At 64.1% G+C, this 18,657-nt stretch carries 17 protein-coding genes (1 of these 17 running past the window's edge); 3 read left to right on the forward strand and 14 right to left on the reverse strand.

Annotated features, from left to right (window positions below):
* Nucleotides 1-553: the 3' end of a PrpF family protein gene (locus KFF05_11665; protein UTW50608.1), read on the forward strand. Its footprint begins 590 nt before the window's first position; the window shows 553 of its 1,143 coding nt (coding positions 591-1,143); the start codon falls outside the window, past its left edge; its stop codon occupies nucleotides 551-553.
* 67 nt (nucleotides 554-620) lie between these two features.
* Here KFF05_11665 and greB read toward each other — a convergent pair whose 3' ends face one another.
* Nucleotides 621-1,184, reverse strand: coding sequence for a transcription elongation factor GreB (gene greB, locus KFF05_11670; GenBank protein UTW50609.1), 564 nt, complete (start codon nucleotides 1,182-1,184; stop codon nucleotides 621-623).
* A gap of 94 nt (nucleotides 1,185-1,278) precedes the next feature.
* Here greB and KFF05_11675 point away from each other — a divergent pair, with 94 nt between their 5' ends.
* Nucleotides 1,279-2,010, forward strand: coding sequence for a GNAT family N-acetyltransferase (locus KFF05_11675; GenBank protein ID UTW50610.1), 732 nt, complete (start codon nucleotides 1,279-1,281; stop codon nucleotides 2,008-2,010).
* 8 nt (nucleotides 2,011-2,018) lie between these two features.
* On the opposite strand, the gene KFF05_11680 is transcribed toward KFF05_11675, so the two are convergent.
* The 4 genes from KFF05_11680 to KFF05_11695 form a co-directional block, all read right to left on the reverse strand.
* Entirely contained in the window at nucleotides 2,019-3,413 is a 1,395-nt protein-coding gene (locus KFF05_11680; GenBank protein ID UTW50611.1) for a tetratricopeptide repeat protein, read from the reverse strand.
* Between the two features lie 206 nt (nucleotides 3,414-3,619).
* Nucleotides 3,620-4,090 carry a GNAT family N-acetyltransferase gene (locus KFF05_11685; protein UTW50612.1) on the reverse strand — a complete coding sequence of 157 codons (471 nt, stop codon included), beginning with the start codon at nucleotides 4,088-4,090 and terminating at the stop codon, nucleotides 3,620-3,622.
* A 13-nt stretch (nucleotides 4,091-4,103) separates the two neighbouring features.
* Nucleotides 4,104-5,174 (reverse strand): tartrate dehydrogenase, encoded by a 1,071-nt coding sequence (locus tag KFF05_11690; protein ID UTW50613.1) that lies wholly within the window; start codon nucleotides 5,172-5,174, stop codon nucleotides 4,104-4,106.
* A 53-nt stretch (nucleotides 5,175-5,227) separates the two neighbouring features.
* Entirely contained in the window at nucleotides 5,228-6,202 is a 975-nt protein-coding gene (locus tag KFF05_11695) for a threonine dehydratase (protein UTW50614.1), read from the reverse strand.
* Between the two features lie 131 nt (nucleotides 6,203-6,333).
* On the opposite strand from KFF05_11695, the gene KFF05_11700 reads away from it, so the two are divergent.
* A complete protein-coding gene (locus tag KFF05_11700) occupies nucleotides 6,334-7,788 on the forward strand; it encodes a PLP-dependent aminotransferase family protein (protein UTW50615.1) in 1,455 nt (484 codons plus the stop codon).
* A gap of 8 nt (nucleotides 7,789-7,796) precedes the next feature.
* Here the strand turns inward: KFF05_11700 and thiD are convergent, their stop codons facing one another.
* The 9 genes from thiD to KFF05_11745 all read right to left on the reverse strand — a co-directional run bounded on the left by thiD (nucleotide 7,797) and on the right by KFF05_11745 (nucleotide 18,656).
* Nucleotides 7,797-8,612: a bifunctional hydroxymethylpyrimidine kinase/phosphomethylpyrimidine kinase gene (gene thiD, locus KFF05_11705; GenBank protein UTW50616.1), complete on the reverse strand. Its 816-nt coding sequence runs from the start codon at nucleotides 8,610-8,612 to the stop codon at nucleotides 7,797-7,799.
* A gap of 4 nt (nucleotides 8,613-8,616) precedes the next feature.
* Nucleotides 8,617-9,969, reverse strand: coding sequence for a phosphoglucosamine mutase (locus tag KFF05_11710; GenBank protein ID UTW50617.1), 1,353 nt, complete (start codon nucleotides 9,967-9,969; stop codon nucleotides 8,617-8,619).
* 37 nt (nucleotides 9,970-10,006) lie between these two features.
* A complete protein-coding gene (folP, locus tag KFF05_11715; protein ID UTW53684.1) occupies nucleotides 10,007-10,798 on the reverse strand; it encodes a dihydropteroate synthase in 792 nt (263 codons plus the stop codon).
* A 56-nt stretch (nucleotides 10,799-10,854) separates the two neighbouring features.
* The gene (ftsH, locus tag KFF05_11720; protein UTW50618.1) at nucleotides 10,855-12,792 is read right to left on the reverse strand and encodes an ATP-dependent zinc metalloprotease FtsH; all 1,938 of its coding nucleotides are present in this window, start codon (nucleotides 12,790-12,792) and stop codon (nucleotides 10,855-10,857) included.
* Nucleotides 12,793-12,898: 106 nt separating this feature from the next.
* Nucleotides 12,899-14,218 carry a tRNA lysidine(34) synthetase TilS gene (tilS, locus tag KFF05_11725; GenBank protein UTW50619.1) on the reverse strand — a complete coding sequence of 440 codons (1,320 nt, stop codon included), beginning with the start codon at nucleotides 14,216-14,218 and terminating at the stop codon, nucleotides 12,899-12,901.
* Nucleotides 14,219-14,285: 67 nt separating this feature from the next.
* Complete coding sequence (ybgF, locus tag KFF05_11730) at nucleotides 14,286-15,407, reverse strand: tol-pal system protein YbgF (GenBank protein UTW50620.1); 1,122 nt, start codon at nucleotides 15,405-15,407, stop codon at nucleotides 14,286-14,288.
* Nucleotides 15,408-15,589: 182 nt separating this feature from the next.
* Nucleotides 15,590-16,090 carry a peptidoglycan-associated lipoprotein Pal gene (pal, locus tag KFF05_11735; GenBank protein UTW50621.1) on the reverse strand — a complete coding sequence of 167 codons (501 nt, stop codon included), beginning with the start codon at nucleotides 16,088-16,090 and terminating at the stop codon, nucleotides 15,590-15,592.
* A gap of 221 nt (nucleotides 16,091-16,311) precedes the next feature.
* On the reverse strand, nucleotides 16,312-17,694 hold the full coding sequence (tolB, locus tag KFF05_11740) for a Tol-Pal system protein TolB (GenBank protein UTW50622.1): 1,383 nt from the start codon (nucleotides 17,692-17,694) through the stop codon (nucleotides 16,312-16,314).
* Nucleotides 17,695-17,708: 14 nt separating this feature from the next.
* Nucleotides 17,709-18,656 carry an energy transducer TonB gene (locus tag KFF05_11745; protein UTW50623.1) on the reverse strand — a complete coding sequence of 316 codons (948 nt, stop codon included), beginning with the start codon at nucleotides 18,654-18,656 and terminating at the stop codon, nucleotides 17,709-17,711.
* Nucleotide 18,657 lies beyond the last annotated feature (1 nt).

Consider the following 18,657-nt stretch of genomic DNA (forward strand, 5'->3'; position numbering starts at 1 on the left):
ATTCCCCGGCTCCATCGTTGATGCAGCCTCGGTCTGCGTCTATGTGCCCGCATCGGCATTCGGCCTGACCTGCGCCGAGTCGCCCATGGCCATCGACGACATGAAAGAGGTCATGGCCGGCATGGAATACGTGCGGCGCGACGCTGCCGTGCGCGCCGGCCTGGCCGCAACGCCCGACGCCGCCGCCCAGGCCCCCCCCCGGGTCGCCCTGATCGCCCCGCCGGTCGCCTACAAAACACTGGCCGGCACGGAAATCGCGGCCGAGGACTACAACATCGCCGTCCGCGTCGCCTCCATGGAGAACATCCACCGGGCGGTCCAGGTCACGGGCGCCATGAGCATTTCCGCCGGTCTGGTCGTGGAGGGCACGCTGTTGAACGAAATGGCCGTCAATCTGGACACCAAGGGTGACCTCAAGATCGGCAACCCGTCAGGGGTGCTGGCGACTCGCGCGGACGCCCGGAAGAACGCGGACGGATCGTGGAACCTGGTCTCGACCTCGGCCTACCGCACCTTCCGGCGCATCATGGACGGATACGTCTATCATCCGTAACGCAAATCCCGAGCGCGGTCGCGCGACGACGATTTGCGTAGATTAATAATTTGACCCCGGGCGGGCGTCAGGGCCCGTCGTAGGAGATGCGGACGACCTCGACCTCGTCGAGGCCCTGGGGCGTGCGCACGTTGACCACGTCGCCCTCCTCCGCCTTCATGAGGGCGCGGGCCATGGGTGAGACCCAGCTGATTTCGCCCTCTTCAAGGCGCGCCTCGTCGACGCCGACGATGCGCACGGTCTTTTCCTCACCCCGTGAATTCTCGAAGGTCACCCAAGCGCCGAAGAACACCTGATCGCGGTTGGTCTGTCGCGCCGGGTCCACGACCTCGGCGATGTCCAGGCGTTTCATCAGATAGCGCTGGCGCCGGTCGATTTCGCGCAGCCGCTTCTTGCCGTAGATGTAGTCGCCGTTTTCCGAGCGATCGCCGTTGCTTGCCGCCCAGGACACGATGTCGACGACCTTGGGCCGCTCAACATAGCGCAGATGCTTGAGCTCCGCCTGCAGGCGCGCATGGCCCTCGGGCGTCAACAGATTACGCGCCCCCGCCGGCAGCACGGGGCCGTCATCGATCTCGTCCTCAAGATCGACGTCCGCCGCCGCGTCCTCGTTCACGAATGCCTTGCTCACCTTGGTCCTCTCCGCTGGCCCGGAATGGACCTATTCTAGCGCAGGCGCGCATACTACAAGCCTGGAATTCTTCAATCACGCGAACAGGCCCGCCATGACCGACACCCCCGACAGACCGCTCGGCCCCCCGCTTCCCCGGTGGACGCCCCGCCCTCGCCCCGGCCGCGACGCGCTGTCCGGCCCGCGCTGCCGGCTGGAGCCCCTGTCCGCTGACGCCCATGGCCAGGACCTCTGGCAGGCAAACGCCGCCGACACGGACGGGCGCATGTGGGATTACATGTCCTGCGGCCCCTTCGCCGATTTTACGGAATACCGCACTTGGCTGGCCGGCGCGGCGGCGGGCGAAGATCCTTTGTTCTTCGCCATCGTTGATCAAGCATCGGGCAAGACGCTCGGCGTCGCCAGTTATCTGCGCATTGATCCCGCCAACGGCGTGATCGAAGTCGGCAACATCGCCTACTCCCCGGCCCTGCAGGGCACGGTGCTGGCGACCGAGGCCATGCATCTGATGATGGCCCATGCCTTCGACGGGCTCGGCTATCGGCGATACGAGTGGAAGTGCAACGCGTTCAACGCGCCGTCACGCCGGGCGGCGCAACGCCTGGGCTTTTCCTATGAAGGTCTGTTCCGCAATCACATGATCGTCAAGGGACGCAGCCGCGACACCGCCTGGTTCGCGATCACCGACGCCGATTGGCCGGCCATCAAGGCGGCCCATGAAACCTGGCTGGCGGCGGGTAATTTCGACGCGGACGGCAAGCAACGCCGCGCGTTGTCGGCACTGACCAAGGCGCTCAGAAAGGATGACCCGGGAACGGTGGTATAACGCGGCGGTCAGCCGCCGACGGTTGTCGGCTCGCAGAACTGACGGCGCTTCTTCAGGTCGGCGCAGATTCCCTTGGCTTCGCCCGCCGATTTCAGCGGCCCGGCCTTGAGGCGGTAATAGACGCCCTTCTTGCCAAGATCGATCTTGGCGACCTCATGCTCCATGTCCTTGAGCACGGTGCGGTGGCGGCGCTGAATCAGTTTCCAGCCGTCCTCGGCCTGCTTTTCCGAACGATAAGACGCGAGGTGCACGCCCGGCTGCGGGCCCTTCGGCTTTTCCATCTTCTCGGCCTTGTCCGTGCCGACAAGGCTGGTGGGGGCGGCTTGGGCCGACACCATCTTGGGTGCTTCCGGCTGCATCGCCTTTTCAATGGCCGCGCGTTCGCGGGTGTATTCGTCTGACGAGATATAACCACCATCGCGCAACTGCTCGAGGCGGCGCACCATGTCGGCAGCTTCCATCAGGCCCTGGGGCGGCGGTGCCGGATTGACCAGACGCACGGGCGCGGCCGGCATCAAGGCATCAAGGATCATGTTGCGTTCCGCCGCATGCTGCGAAACGGAAATGGCGCGCAGTTCAAGGGCGCGGCCAATGGCGCGCAGGCGCCCGGAAATCTGTTCCGTGGTCGGCACCGGCCGGTCCAGCCCTGCCGACGACGGCGGCGAGGTCAGCGGCAACAAGGCGCCGACATTGGCCTGACGCCGGGTCGCATATTCCTGCGGCGTGACGAGGCCCTGGTCCTTCAGAGCGCGCATGGTCGAAAACCGTGAAATCACGTTCTGGTCGCCGCCAGAGAAAGAATCCATGGTGGTTACCGGCATGCCGGGGGTGGCCATGGCCTGCTGCGGCTGGGCCGATGCCATGGGCGGGGGTGCTCCGAACGAGGTCGCCGGAGCATGACCCGTGGGTGATGCAGAAACCGTGGCGGGCGCACCCGGGAACCCGGCGGGGGCCTGCCCCAAACGCACGGCACTGGGCACTTCGCCGGAATCGAGCAACGACAGATTGACGCTGGCGATCTGCGAGGCAGGCCGCGTCGCCAGGTTGTTCCACACCACGAATTGCTGTGATTCTTCCGGACGTAGGGCCAACACGGCCTCGTACATCTGGCGCGACTTCGTGATCTGGCCCGTATTCTGATAGAGGATGCCCGCACCAAGCAGGGCGTCGACATCCTTCGGGTTGGCCTGCAAGGCCCTCTGGAAATGGCTTTCGGCCGTGACGAAGTTGCCCTTGGCCAGTTCAGCGATGCCCAATTCGGCCTCGTCGTTCTTCTTCAAGGGGCTTCCCGCCCAGAAGGTATCCGTGAAGATCTGCGATTCCTGCAAGGCGCCACAGGCACCAATGCCCATGCTCGCCACCGCAACAAACGCAAACCGCGCCATAAGACGTCGACCGGTCATGATCCTCTCCCGCAGCTAAGACAGCGCGCCGCTCCGGCGTTCACTCCCAAGAAAACGCCGGAAATTACCCAGGATGGCGGCGCCACGTCTGGATCAACTCAAGGATAGTGAAAACCATTGGGGTAAACAATTGGTAAAAAAGGAGGAATCATTCGCCCACCTCAGAACGGACCAAGGTTTTCCGGGGGCTTTCCCCGGTAGTGGACCTAAAGGACCCGTTCCATGAACCGCATGCCGGGGGCCGTGTCGTCGTGATAGGCCGGGATGTCGACGAACCCCATAGCGCGGTAGAGGGCCTGTGCGCCCTGCATGTGATCGAGAGTATCCAGGCGAAGAGAGTGAAACCCGGCGGCCCGGGCGTGTCCCACAGCGGCTTCCGCCAGCGTGCGGCCGAAACCCTGGCCCTGCCAGGCTGGCCGCACATAAAGACGTTTGATTTCCGCACAGTCTTCGGAAAGGGCACGTACGCCGACCACGCCGGCGGCGGTGCCATCCGCGCGTAGTAGCAACAAAGTCCCCCGTGGAGGACCATAGGCTCCAGGCAGCCCAGCCAGTTCGGCATCGAAACCGTTCAGGCAATAGGCGCGGGAAACGTCAGCCCCATATTCGGCAAACATCTCCCGCACCGTATCGAGGTCCGGGCCGCCGGTGACCGTCGAAATGACCGCGTCCGGCATCCCCGTATTTCCCTTAAGAGGACAGCGCCTCGGCGATGGCCGCACCCAGTTCCTGGGTCGAGGCCGTGCCGCCCATGTCGCGGGTCTTCGGTCCGTCGCCGGCGACCACCTGTTCGATGACGCGCACGATCTCGTCGGCGGCATCCTTCTGGCCCAGGTGTTCCAGCATCATCGCCGCCGACCAGATCTGGCCGATGGGGTTGGCGATGTTCTGCCCCGCGATATCGGGGGCGGAACCGTGGACCGGTTCGAACATCGACGGATAATCCCGCTCCGGATTGATGTTTGCCGAGGGTGCGATGCCGATGGTCCCGGTGCAGGCCGGGCCCAGATCCGACAGGATGTCACCGAACAGGTTGGAGCCGACGACCACGTCGAACCAATCGGGGTTGCGCACGAAATGGGCGGTCAGGATGTCGATGTGGAACTGGTCGGTCTCGACGTCCGGGTATTCCTTGGAAATGGCTTCGAAGCGTTCGTCCCAATAGGGCATGGAGATGCTGATACCGTTGGACTTGGTGGCAGAGGTCACCTTCTTGCGCTTGCGCGTGCGGGCCAACTCGAAAGCCACGCGGATGATGCGGTCGCACCCCTTCTTGGTGAACACGGAAAGCTGCGTCGCGAATTCTTCCGGCGTACCGACATTGCCGCGCCCGCCGATATCGGAATATTCACCTTCGTTGTTTTCACGCACGACCAGAAAATCGATGTCGCCCGGTTTGCGGTTCGCCAACGGACAGGGCATGCCTTCCATGAGCTTCACCGGGCGCAGCGACAGATACTGCTGGAACTGGCGGCGGATCGGGATCAACAGACCCCAGAGCGAGACATGGTCCTTCACGCCCGGGAAGCCGACGGCACCCAGCAGGATCGAGTCGTGACCCTTGATGGTGTCCAGCCCGTCTTCGGGCATCATGGCGCCTTCCTTGGCGAAGCGCTCGCAGCTCCAATCGAATTCATCGAACTTGAACGACAGGTCGTGCTTGCGACCGATCACCTCGAGCACGCGGAGCGCTTCGGGCATGACTTCGTTGCCGATGCCGTCCCCGGGAATGACGGCGATGCGATAGGCGTTGGTGGACATGGATGGCTCCCTTATTGGTTCTTTACTGCCGCGGATCGGGCGGGAGAACGGTTTTAGCCCCCTGCCCCTTTCCCGGCAAGCACGCGGACCAGCAAATCCTTGTCCACGTTGCCGCCGGACAGCACCACGCCGGTCTTCTTACCAGCCATGACGTCGCGTTCCTGAAGGCGGGCCGCCAGGGTCGCGGCCCCCGCCCCTTCCGCCAAGTTGTGGGTGTCCGTGAAATAGGCCGCCATGGCGGCGGAAATTTCATCATCGGAAACCGTGACGATCCGCACGGCACCCTTGTGGATGATTTCAAGTGCCAGGGCGTCCGGCTGACGAACCGCAAGCCCCTCGGCAATGGTCGCAACGCCGTTGGTCGCGACAACCCGGCCAGCCTTATAGGACAGCGCGTAACAGGGTGCTCCTTCGGCGACGACACCGACGACCTCCGTCTTCATGCCAAGCGCGTCGCGCGCGGCAATGACGCCGCAGATGCCGGACCCCAGGCCGATCGGCACATAAACAGTGTCCAGATCCGGCTGTGCCTCAAACAATTCCAATCCATAAGACGCAACCCCCTGAACCAGCCAGGGATGGAACGACGGCACCATATGCAGGCAGCGCTCCGCCGCAAGCCGCTCGGCGAATTCCTTCGCCGACTGGAAATCGTCACCTTGCTCGATCAGGTCGACGCCCTGCGCCGCCATGGCGGCACTCTTGCCCGGATTGTTCCCCTTTGGCACGACGATGGTTGCCGACAGGCCGACCATGCGGGCAGCGCGGCCGACGCTTTGTCCATGATTGCCGGTGGTCGCCGTGATAACCCCCGCAAGATCCGGATATTCGGCCTTCAGACGCGTGAGGTAGACAAGACCACCCCTGACCTTGAAGGCGCCGACGGGGGTGTGGTTCTCATGCTTGACCCAAACCTCGCCGCCGGCGCGCTGGTCAAGCAGCGGCCAGTTGTGGGTCGGTGTCGGCATTATATGGCGGGCGACGATGTCCCGCGCGGCCTCTAGTTCCGCCCTTATCAGCCAATCCATGAAGCGTCTCCCGACATTGTCCGCCTATTGTTCCCCATCAATGTCATATTGACCCCGAACATTTAGACAATAACTCAATACAATTGACATACAATCGGTACAATCCTTAAAATCGCATCATGACAATCTGGATGCCTGAGCTGCGCGGCCGTGCCGGCCCCAAGTACCAAGCGATCGTCGACGCCATCGTCGACGCCTTGGAAACAGGTGACCTGACACCGGGCACCAAGCTGCCGCCGCAACGCAACCTGGCCTATGACCTGGGCGTTACGCTCGGCACCGTGACCCGCGCCTACCAGGAATTGGAACGCAGTGGTCTGGCCCGTGGCGAGGTCGGGCGCGGCACCTTCATCACCGCCCCCGCCGACCGCATCCCGGCGCCGTCCCTGAACGATAACATCGACGCGTTGCGCAACAGTGTCGATTTGGTCGCCTCCCCGTACAACGCCATGTACGGCACGGACTTCATGGGTTCGGAAGGGCTTGAACTTGCCTCCAACTACCCCGTGACCGTGGGTGTCGGCGCCCTGACCCAACGCGCCATCGCCCGCGTTAATCACGAAGCGGTGTGGGAAGCGGTTTCCCGCTATCAGGCGCACAACGGCCTGCGCCCGCATCTTGAAGCAAGTGCGGAATGGTTGACCGACCTGGGGGTGAATGCCCGCGCCGAAGATATCCTGATTGCGCCGGGAGCGCAGGCCGCGACCCAGACGGCGCTGATGGCCTTAGCCAAACCGGGCGACCTGATCGTCGCCGAAGCATTGAGCTGGCCCGGTGTCAAGGTGACGGCCGCGCCGCTCGGCCTGCGGGTCGAGGGCTTGGCGATGGATGAGCACGGCCTGATTCCGGACGCTTTCGAGAAGGCCTGCCGCGAGCGGGCACCCCGGCTGCTCTATCTGCTGCCGACGTTGCAGAACCCGACGGCAAGCGTCATGCCGGAAGACCGTCGCCGCCAGATCGCCGAGATCGCCCGCAAGCACGGCGTGTTCGTGATCGAGGACGACGTCTACGGCTTTCTTGTCGACGACGCCCCACCCCGCGTCCACAGCATCGCACCGGACGTCACCGTCTATGTGACCAGCCTGTCCAAGGCCGTGTCACCGGGCCTGCGCGTCGGCTATGTCCTGGTCCCTCAGGGTCTCATGGCGTCGTTCGTGAACGCCTTGCGCTCTTCGACCCTGATGGCCTCGCCGCTGGCCGTCGAGATCGCCAGCGAGATGATTCGCGGCGGCGAAGCCGACGAGATGATGGCTCAGCAGCGCCGCGAAGTCGAAAGCCGCCAGAAGGAACTGGTCCGTCGCCTGGGCCACCTTGACCTGCGCACCCATCCGCGCTCACTGCATGCCTGGCTGCCGGTGCCCCAGGGGTTCACCGGACCCGAATTCCGCACCCGGCTGCTGGAACGCGGCGTGTCCGTGACCCCCGGCAACGCCTTTGTCATGGACGAACGCCATCGCCCCGACCGACCGCATGTGCGCATCTGTCTTGGCGCCGAGCAGGACCGCCAGCGCCTGGAACGGGCACTTGGCATCATAGCCGAGGTGGCGGGCGCAACCAGCCACACGGCCGAACCGACCTACGTCTAAGCAATCAGCTAGTTTTTCGGATCAAAAGGCATGACCGTGAACCCGTGGTTCAAGGGTCCATGCCCCTGGCCCAGGCCGGGCGCGGTGCGGATCGCCTCCGCTACATAGGCATGGGCACGGGCGACGGCGTCGATCAGGCCCAACCCCTGGGCGATCCCGGTCGCACAGGCGCTTGCCAGCGTACAGCCCGTGCCGTGGGTATGGGGCGTGTCGATGCGAGGATGCTCCCAGCCCACGCAATCTTCGTCCGTGACCAGAAGGTCCGTCACCCGGTCCCCTTCCAGATGCCCGCCCTTCATCAGCGCCGCCTTGGCGCCCAATGCCAGAATGTCCTCACCCGCGTCCATCATGTCCTCGACCGTGCGCACGGGCAGACCCGTGAGCGCCTCGGCCTCGGGCAGGTTGGGCGTGACCAGGGCCGCCCCCGGCAGCAGACGGGTCTTAAGTGCATCGACGGCATCATCGTCCAATAGCGCATGCCCACCCTTGGCGATCATCACCGTATCCAGCACGACCGGGATACCCGCCGCCGTTTCGGCCAGGGCATCGGCGACAGCCAGAACCACCTCGGCCCGATGCAACATGCCGATCTTGATGCAGTCGGCGCCAAGGTCTTCCATCACCGTGCGGATCTGCTGGGCAACGAAATCGGCCGGCACGGCCTGAATGCCCGTGACGCCCAGGGTGTTCTGGGCGGTCAGCGCGGTGATCGCGGTCATGGCGTAGCCGCCCAGCGCCGACACGGTCTTGATGTCGGCCTGAATTCCCGCACCCCCGCCGGAATCCGAACCGGCAATAATCAGGACACGGCCCTTGGCTTGCATGGAATTAGGTCCGGACTTCCGTTTCCAGGACAGAGATCAACTCATCCACCACCCGGGTGATGAGCACATCGTCCTCGCCCTCTGCCATGACGCGGACCAGCGGCTCCGTGCCCGACGGGCGCACCAGAAGCCGCCCCCTGTCCTTCAGCATGGCATGGGCGTCCTTGATCGCATCCTGCACGGTCGCGGCTTCAAGCGGCGACGCGCCGTCAAAGCGAACGTTCTTCAAAAGCTGCGGCATGGGTTCGAACGGGCGGCAAACCTCGCTCGCCCGCTTGCCCGATTTCTTGACCACGGACAGAACCTGCAGCGCGGCGATCAGCCCGTCGCCGGTCGTCGAATAGTCGCCCAAAATGATATGGCCCGATTGTTCACCGCCCAGGTTGAAGCCCTTGGCGCGCATGTATTCGACCACGTAGCGGTCGCCGACCTGGGTGCGTTCCAGCCCCAGGCCCAGGTCGTCGTTGAGAAACCGTTCCAGGCCCAGGTTGGACATCACCGTGGCGACCACGCCGCCGCCCTTCAGGATGCCGCGTTCCAGCCAATTGCGCGCGACCAGACCCAAGATCTGGTCGCCATCGACCATGTCGCCCTTTTCGTCGCAGACAAGTACCCGATCGGCGTCGCCGTCCAGTGCGATACCCAGGTCGGCGCCATGGGCCAGGGTCTGGGACTGCATGGCGTCCGTATTGGTCGATCCGCAATCCTTGTTGATATTGAAGCCGTCGGGGGCGACGCCAATGGGGATGACTTCCGCCCCCAGTTCCCACAGGACTTCGGGCGCCACGCGGTAAGCCGCACCATTGGCGCAGTCGAGCACGACCTTGAGCCCGTCGAGGGTATGTTCCCGTGGGAAGGTGCGCTTTACGTAATCGTTATAGCGTCCGCGCCCACTGTCCAGACGCCAGGTCCGGCCCAGCTTGTCCGATGGCGCCAGGTCCGCCGACTGATCACCGGCCATGCGGGCCTCGATCTCGATCTCGATCTCATCCGACAGCTTGTAGCCGTCCGGCCCGAACAGTTTGATGCCGTTGTCATGGTAGGGATTGTGCGAAGCCGACAGCATAACGCCCAGATCAGCACGCAGCGACTGCGTCAACATGGCGATGGCCGGGGTCGGGATCGGGCCGACGATGATCACGTCCATGCCGACGGAGACAAACCCGGCGACCAGCGCCGGTTCCAGCAGATAGCCCGACAGTCGCGTGTCCTTGCCGATCACCACACGGTGGCGGTGGTCGCCGCGAATGAACTGGGCACCCGCCGCCATACCGACCTTCAACGCCGTTTCGGCATTCATGGGGTCTGAATTAGCGGTGCCGCGGATGCCGTCGGTGCCGAACAGTTTGCGTGTCATGGCTCGATTTGTACCAAAGCGTTGGTTAACAGGCCCCTTATGAACCCTTCCCGCCGGCCTCCGCAATAGCGCCGTAAACGGCCAATGCCTGGCGGTGTTCGGCGACATCATGGACCCGGAAGATACGCACCCCCTGGTCCCAGGCGGCCAACGCCGTGGCGACGGAACCGGCGACCCGGTCGCCGGGCGGCACGTCGCGGTCGATCTTGGCGATGTAGCTTTTACGGGACACGCCGAGCACCACCGGATGCCCGGTCGCGGTCAGGCTGTCCAAATGGGCGAGCAGCGAAAGGTTGTGGGCCACGGTCTTGCCGAAGCCGATACCGGGGTCGAGCGCAATGTTCTGAGCGGCAATTCCCGCCTCCCGGCAGGCCTGGGCGCGGGCCAGAAGCCCGTCCCGGACCTCGGTCACCACATCGCCGTAGCTGGGGTTGTCCTGCATGGTGCCGGGTTCGCCCTGCATGTGCATGAGGATCACCGGCACGCCCAGGTCCGCTGCGGCGTCCAGGGTGCCCTCCCCGGTAAGCGCCGACACGTCATTGATGATGCGGGCCCCCGCTTTTACGGCGGCACGCATGACATCGGCGCGGCGGCTGTCGATGGAAATCAGCGCCCCCTCGGCCGCCAGGGCCTCGATCACGGGCACGACGCGGCGGATTTCCTCAGCCACCGGCACCGGCTCGGCCCCGGGGCGGGTCGACTCCCCGCCGATGTCCAGGATATCGGCACCTTCGGCCAGAAAGGCACGGCCGCGGCGCACCGCGTCCTCAACGGCGAAGGCTTCGCCACCATCGGAAAAGCTGTCGGGCGTGGCGTTGATGACCGCCATCAGGCGCGGTCGGTCGAGGGTCAGCCCCGCGAACGATGACGCCAATACGGGCGCGGTCACGATTCCGGTTGCGGTTCCGGTCCGAACCCGCCCGGGCTTCCCTTGGGCTTGCGACCCTTGCCGGCATCGGGCACCGAAGCCTTGCGGCCGGACCCTTCCGTCGGCGTCGATCCGCCGTCATCCTCGCGGGTGATGGCTTCGCCGCGCATGGCCTTTTTGACTTCGTCGCCGGTCAGGGTTTCATATTCCAACAAGGCCTCGGCCAAGCGGTGAAGCTCGTCCAAATGCTCAGTCAAGATGTCATGGGCGCGGTGTTCGGCCTCGTCGATCAGCCGGCGCACTTCCTCGTCGATCAGCGCCGCCGTGGCGTCGGACACGTTCTTCTGGCGCGCCACGGAATGGCCGAGGAAGACTTCTTCCTCGTTATCCGCATAGCGCAGTCGGCCCAGCTTGTCGGAGAACCCGAACTCGGTGACCATACGCCGCGCCATATAGGTCGCCTGCTGGATGTCGCCGCCGGCCCCGGTGGTGATGTTTTCCTTGCCGAAGATCAACTCTTCCGCCGTACGACCGCCGAAGGCCATGGCCAGCTTGGATTCAAGCTGCACCTGGGACTGGCTCAACTGGTCCCGTTCCGGCAGGGACATGGTCAGACCGAGGGCACGGCCGCGCGGGATGATCGTCACCTTGTGGATCGGATCGTGCTTCGGCACGTAGATACCGACAATGGCGTGCCCGGCCTCATGATAGGCGGTCAGCCGTTTTTCTTCTTCGGTCATGACCATGGAACGGCGCTCCGCCCCCATCAGGACCTTGTCCTTGGCGTTTTCGAAGTCGCTCATGGTGACCACGCGATGTCCGGCACGGGCGGCCAGCAGCGCCGCCTCGTTCACCAGATTGGCGAGGTCCGCACCGGAAAACCCGGGGGACCCACGGGCGATGATCTTGGCGTCGACGTCGGGCGCCAACGGCACCTTTTTCATGTGAACCTTGAGGATTTTCTCACGGCCCAGGATGTCCGGGTTGGGCACCACGACCTGACGGTCGAAGCGGCCGGGGCGCAGCAGCGCCGGGTCGAGCACGTCGGGCCGGTTGGTCGCGGCGACCAGAATGACGCCTTCGTTGGCCTCGAACCCGTCCATTTCGACCAGCAACTGGTTGAGGGTCTGCTCACGCTCGTCGTTGCCGCCGCCGAGACCGGCGCCGCGATGACGTCCGACGGCGTCAATTTCGTCGATGAAGATGATGCAGGGCGCGTTCTTCTTGCCCTGTTCGAACATATCGCGCACACGGGATGCGCCCACACCGACGAACATTTCCACGAAGTCGGAGCCGGAAATGGTGAAGAACGGCACATTGGCCTCGCCGGCGATGGCGCGGGCCAGCAGCGTCTTACCGGTACCCGGAGGGCCGACGAGCAGGCAGCCCTTGGGAATCTTGCCGCCCAGGCGCTGGAACTTCTGCGGGTCCTTCAGGAACTCGACGATTTCCTCAAGCTCCTGCTTGGCTTCGTCGATGCCGGCGACATCTTCAAACGTCACGCGACCCGCCTTTTCGGTCAGCAGCTTGGCCTTCGACTTGCCGAAGCCCATGGCCTTGCCGCCGCCCGACTGCATCTGGCGCATGAAGAAAATCCACACCCCGATCAGCAGCAGCATGGGGAACCAGGAAATCAGAATGCCCCACAGCGTCGGCGAATTTTCATCCGACGGCTTCGCCTTGATGCTCACGCCCTGTTCGCGCAGACGGCTCACCAGCGTGGGATCGTCGGGCGCATAGGTCGTGAAATGGCGGCCGTCGCGCAGGTTGCCGGAAATCGACTGCCCCTGGATGACGACATTACGAACTTCACCGCTTTCCACGTTGTTGAGGAAGTCGGTGAAGGCCAATTCGTTCTGCACGGCCCGCTGAGGCGTACCCTGGAACAGATTGAACAGGGCAAAAACCAGCAAGGCGATGATGACCCAGAGGGCGAAATTCCGGCTGAAATTCAACGATTAAGTCCTTTTAAGAGGTTGGACGAAGGCCGCAGGGACGACGTATCGACGCCGCATGCAGCGCCCACAGGGCCCTTCTTTCAGAGATAGTACTCCGAAACCCTCACGCAATACAAAACCCGTTAAAGCCCAAGGTATTTTTTGTCCGGAAGCGGATGGAGAGTTCCTCCGCACCACCGCCGGGAACCGCATGGACCAGGAGAATACCGTTTTCGAACAGGGCCGGCAACGTGCGCGCGGCGGCGGCAGGAACCCCGGATACCCGGCGCATACCCTTTGGAATTTGCCGCCAGCCCTCTGCCCCCAGGGGGGCGACAACCGCCCCCGGTGGGATACCCACCGGCAGGTCGATGACGAAGCGGCCGTCCCAACCGGCCACGCACCCCGCGTCGGCCACCACGGGCTCAGGCAACCCGCGCCCATCACGGCAAACAAGGATGCGCCCGGCCTGTTCCGCCAGGAACCGGCAGCGGCCCAGGCTGGCGCCGGGAAAGGCCCCGTCCTTCGCGATGCGGCGGGCCAGGCGGTCCGCCCGCGCCACCGGGGGGGCATGATCGACACCGCCCAAAACCTGCGCCAGACGGGCGGCCAGACGCGCCGCCACATCGGGGGCCAGGCCAAAGAACGTCCGGCGGTCGAGATACGCAAAGCCGAGGGAATACAGGGAAACGGTTTCCGCCAACGCCCGGTTGACCGCACCCTCAAGCACCTTACGCGCCGTCCCCGCCGCATGCGTGTCCGCAAGGGCGCGGTCTGCCAATCCCGCATCACCTGCAAGGCGCTGCCGCGTGCGCACCCGTTCGAAATCAGTATTGGCATTGGAGGGGTCTTCGATCCAGGAGACGCCCCTCGCCGCGAGATAAGTCGTCAATTCACCATGGTGGATCCCGAGAAGCGGGCGCAGCAGGCGCACTTCGGGAAAGGTCACCAGGGCGCTCATCCCCGCGGCGCCGAAGCCGCCGCCCCGGCTTTGCCGCATCAGATGGGTTTCCGCCTGATCATCGCCATGATGCCCGACCAGAAGATGCAGCACCCCGGCGGTCTGGCACCAATTTCGCAACAGCCCGTAGCGCGCCGCCCGCGCCACCGCCTGCACCGCCGCTGCCGGCTTGGCCCCATCCCAGGTCAGGATATGCGCCGCGATGTCGTGGGCTTTGAGACGCGCCGCCGTCCCCGCCGCTTCCGCCGCCGAGCCGTCCCGCAGTCCATGATCGACGATCAGCGCCGTCACCCGCCCGCCCCGGTCCGCCACCCATGCGCGGGCCAGCAGGGCCAGGGCCGTGCTGTCCGCCCCCCCGGAAACGGCAATGGCCAGATGCGGGCCGGCCTCGAACGGGCCGAAATGGTCCATCACCCGGGCAAACCGGCGGCCAAGGCCGTCGGAGGTATCGCTTGATAAAGGATGGGCGGTCGCCGTCATCATCTGCCGTCCGGGCGGTCTCCAGAGGGCGCAGGCCCGTGAACCCTGGCGCGGCGTCAGGCCGGGCCGATCACTGCTTGCAGTTCATCTGCCGCTGTTGGCGGGTGGCCGTGCGCTTGAGGGAGCTATTGGCATTGGGGAAATCGGCGAACAGCTTGTCGATGGCCGCACAGCCTTCATTGTTCTGGCCCAATTGGCCCAGCGACATGGCCAGCTTCAGCAGGCTGTCCGGCGCCTTGCCGCCTTTGGGGTCCTTTTCGAACCCCTGAAGGAAGACCTCGGCCGCCTTCACGTATTCGGCCCGCGCGTAATGGGTTTCACCCAGCCAATAGCGCGCGTTGCTCGAAAGACCGCTGCCGTCGTGCTTGCCCAGGAATTCCTTGAAGGCCGCTTCCGCCTGATCGAACTGATGCTTGCGCAACAAGTCGAAGGCGAATTTGTACTGTTCCTCGGCGGTGCCGTCCGGCAGCACCGGGCCCTGTGCCGCGCTGGACTGGGGCACGGACGCAGTCTGTTGCGGAGCCTGAACACGGGTGACGGCGGCCGGGTTGGGGGCTCCGGCAGGTGCCGGCATGGGGGCGGCCTGAACCGGTCCGCCAACGCCCGACGGGGCGGCCTTGGCGGCCCCCGGCTCGGCCGGCGAAGCATCGGATTTGACGAGATTGGGATCGATCTGACCCAGGGTGCCCGCAGGACGGCCGATGATGCGGACCTCGCCCGGCGTCGGCGCCGCATTGGCCTGGGGCCCGGCCACACCCGGCTGCATGGCCGAGGAAGCCCCCGGCACCCGGCCCTGCTGTTCCAGCCCGGACAGGCGGAAATCCACATCGGTGACCAAGCGATCGACCCGCGCCGTCAGTTGATCCACGTTGTAGGTCATTTCCTCGATCCGCCCGGTCACGTCACGTAGTTCGGTTTCCAGCGTATCAAGCCGCACGCCAATGCGCGCCACGGCGTTTTGCGGCAGGTTGGGCATCGGCTCAACCGGTTTGGCGGCGGCCGGGAGCTCGGCGGCGGGCACGGCACCCGGGCCGCGAACGACCATTTTCGACAAGGTCTGGATATCCCGTTCCAGCCGTTCGAGGCGCTGAGACAGGGCTTGCGCGTCCTGGGCCCGGGCCGGAACGGCGGCGGTCAGAACGGCGGCAAGGCAGAGCGAGGTCAGCGCGGTCGGGAATGTCATCAGACGCATGGGAATTCGAGTGTCCCTGTTGTCGCGGTTGAAACGGGCGCGGCAATCCGAAACATCGGTTTCGCGTCCGCAGGCTGAATGCCCGTAATCCCAGGAATTTTAGGCAAAACTAAGGCGCTTGCCCATACCGCAATCCGCGGCCGGACAAGCGCCCTAGAAACGCTAGACGGTCAACCCGAAGATCAGGAGCCGGGGCCCGTCACGACGGTCACGCCACGGCGGTTCTGCGACCAGGCGGTTTCGTCGGAGCCGAGCGCCACGGGGCGTTCCTCACCGTAGGAGACAGTCTTGATCCGCTTGGCGTCGATGCCGAGATAGATCAGATATTCTTTCACCGCATTGGCGCGACGTTCGCCGAGCGCCAAGTTGTATTCCCGCGTGCCGCGTTCGTCGGCATGGCCTTCGATCGTAACCGTCACGGAGCTGTATTTCTTGAGCCAGGCGGCCTGGACGTCCAGGACCTTCTTCTGGTCCTGCTCGACATCGAAGCGGTCGAACGAGAAGAACACCCGATCACCGACGTCAACGACGAACTGATCCTTCAGAGCCAGCGGCGCGGCGGCCGGCAGCGGTGTGATCGACTGGCCAGAACCGGAGGCGCCGGCGCCCGATCCTGACGTGGATTCGCAGGCCGAAACTGCCAAGGCAAGAGCGGCGACCATTCCGAGAACTTTAAAGCGCATGTAATCCCCCATTTGTCGGGTTTTAGTGCATTGCAAATCCGCCGGGGCTGCCGACGGTGAATTCTGCTTGGCCTTATAAAAAAAGGCCGTTCGTGTGATGTATTAACGGTTAAGCGTTCTGATTCCAAGTACTTTTTAAGTTCAAAGGTGTTCCGAGACCCTGCATTTTTGCATGCTCGAAATGTCTTTTTGTATGATCACTGTCACAACATTTCCCCTTGTCAGGGAATAAGTGGCGACCACGCTGGATCGGACGCATCCATGGGGGTTGGAATCTCGCGTTCGTTATGCCCGGTCAAGTCAATGGACCACAGCTTCGACTGCCCGCCGCTGCCATCCTTTTCCGACTTGCCCTTGCGATAGAAGATCAACACACGCCCGTTCGGCGACCAGGTCGGTCCCTCGATCTTGAAGTCTTCGGCCAAAAGCCGTTCACCCGACCCGTCCGGCTTCATGACGCCGATGAAGAACCGCCCGCCCGACAACTTGGTAAAGGCGATCAGGTCGCCGCGCGGCGACCATACGGGCGTGGCGTAACGTCCGTTGCCGAAGCTGATGCGGCGCACGTTCTTGCCGCGGTCGTCCATCACGTAAAGCTGCTGGCTGCCGCCACGGTCGGAATTGAACACGACCTGATTGGCATCGGGCGAAAAGCTGGGCGAGGTATCGATGGCGGAATGGAACGTCAGCTGCCGCACCACGCGGGTGCGCAGATCCATGACATAGATTTCCGAGTTCCCGTCCTTGGCCATGGACATGATGATCTTCTTGCCGTCCGGCGAGAACCGGGGCGCGAAGGTCATGCCGGGAAAGTCGCCCAGGACTTCCTGACGGCCCGTATCGATATTGAAGATATAGACGCGCGGATTGTTGCGGAAATAGGACATGTAGGTGATTTCCTGCAACGTCGGCGAGAACCTGGGCGTCAGCACCAGGGTCGTGCCGTCGGTCAGAAAGCGGTGGTTCTCACCATCCTGATCCATGATCGCCAGCCGCTTGCCGAACGGGTTCAGGCGGTTGCGCCCGACCCCCTTGGCGTCCTTGGGCTGTTCCGCGACATAGACGATGCGCGTGTCGAAATAACCGTCCTCGCCGGTGATACGCTTGTAGATCGAATCAGAAATGATATGCGCCACACGCCGCCAGTTGTCCGGCACGGTGAAATAGGCAAGGCCGATCATCTGCTGTTCGGAAAACACATCCCACAGGCGGAATTCGACGCGCAGCCGTCCGTCTGACACGACCTCGGTCCGCCCCTGGACCAGGGCCTGGGCGTTGATGACACGCCAATCGCCGAACCGGGGCAGCGCGTTGAGCGCCCCCGCCGACTGGATGAAAGCCTTGGGGTCGATCGGCTTGAACAAACCGGAGCGTTCAAGGTTGGCGGCGATCACGCCGGCAATCTCGCGCCCGGCCCGGGCCGCGGCGCCGGATTTACCGACAAAGTCGGTGACCGCGATGGGCAGCGGTTCAACGTTGCCCCGGGTGATGTCGATGGTGATCTCGGCGCGCGCCGGGCGGGCGTCGCTCAACGCCGCGGCGAAAGCCAACAGCGCGATCAGCGGAGCAAAGGTCTTCAGTGCGAATTTAGCGGGCATAATCATCGGCCTAATGGTCATCACAGCATTCCGCTCGGGTCAAATATGAACTTCAGATCGCGCCAGACATGATACTTGTCCGGCGGCAGGTTGAACTTGTTGCAGCGCGGGTCCAGAACCGCGCGGCGGGCCGCCTCGACGGCGACCTGGAAATAGCGGTCGGTAAACATGCGACCCGTGTCTTCGACCTCGACCGACTGCACGGAACCGTCGGGGTTCATGGTCAGTCTCAGTTCCGGCCTCAGCTTTTCCGCCCCCGGCGCACCATAGGGCGGGGACCAGCACTTGGACACCTGGTTGCGGATCATCGTGCGCCACTGGTCGATCTCAAGCTGCGACACCTTCTTGTCCGGGTCGTACTTGATCGACTTGGAATTGTTCTGCAACGCTGCCCGGATGCGCGCCATGGTGTCGTCCTTGGGCGTTTCCGACACTTTCTTCTCCGGCTTTTCCTCGGTCTTCGGCGTCGGCTGCTGCTTGATCTTCTCAAGCGTCTTCAGCACGGACGCCGTATCGAAGGTCGGCTTTTGCGGCTTCTTGGGCTTCTTCGGGACCTCGACTTGGGCCAGTTTCGGTTTGGGCGGCTCCGGCTTTTTCTCGGGCTTGGGTTCCGCTTCCTTTTTGGGCTCCGGTTCGGGCTTGGGTTCCGGCTTCGCCTTGGGCAGGGGTTCGGGCTCCGCCTCTGGCTTGGGCGGCAGGGCCGCGATCTCGGGCTGCTTGGGCGTTGGCGGCGCCGGTTTCGGCTTCGGCGGCGTCGGCGGCTTGGGCGGTTCGGCCTTGGCCTCTTTCTTCGGAGTTTCCTGTACCGGGATCGGCGGCGCGTTGCGCATCTCATCGACGTCGACGATCTCGACGAAGATCGGCTGCTCTTCATGCAACGGCGTGATCTTGTTGAACGGCAGGCCAAGCCAAGCGGCCAGCACCAAACCCACGTGCAGGGAGACGGATGTGATCAGTGCGGTCCGCAAG

Source organism: bacterium SCSIO 12827 (genome assembly GCA_024397995.1).
GTDB lineage: Bacteria > Pseudomonadota > Alphaproteobacteria > Rhodospirillales > Casp-alpha2 > UBA1479.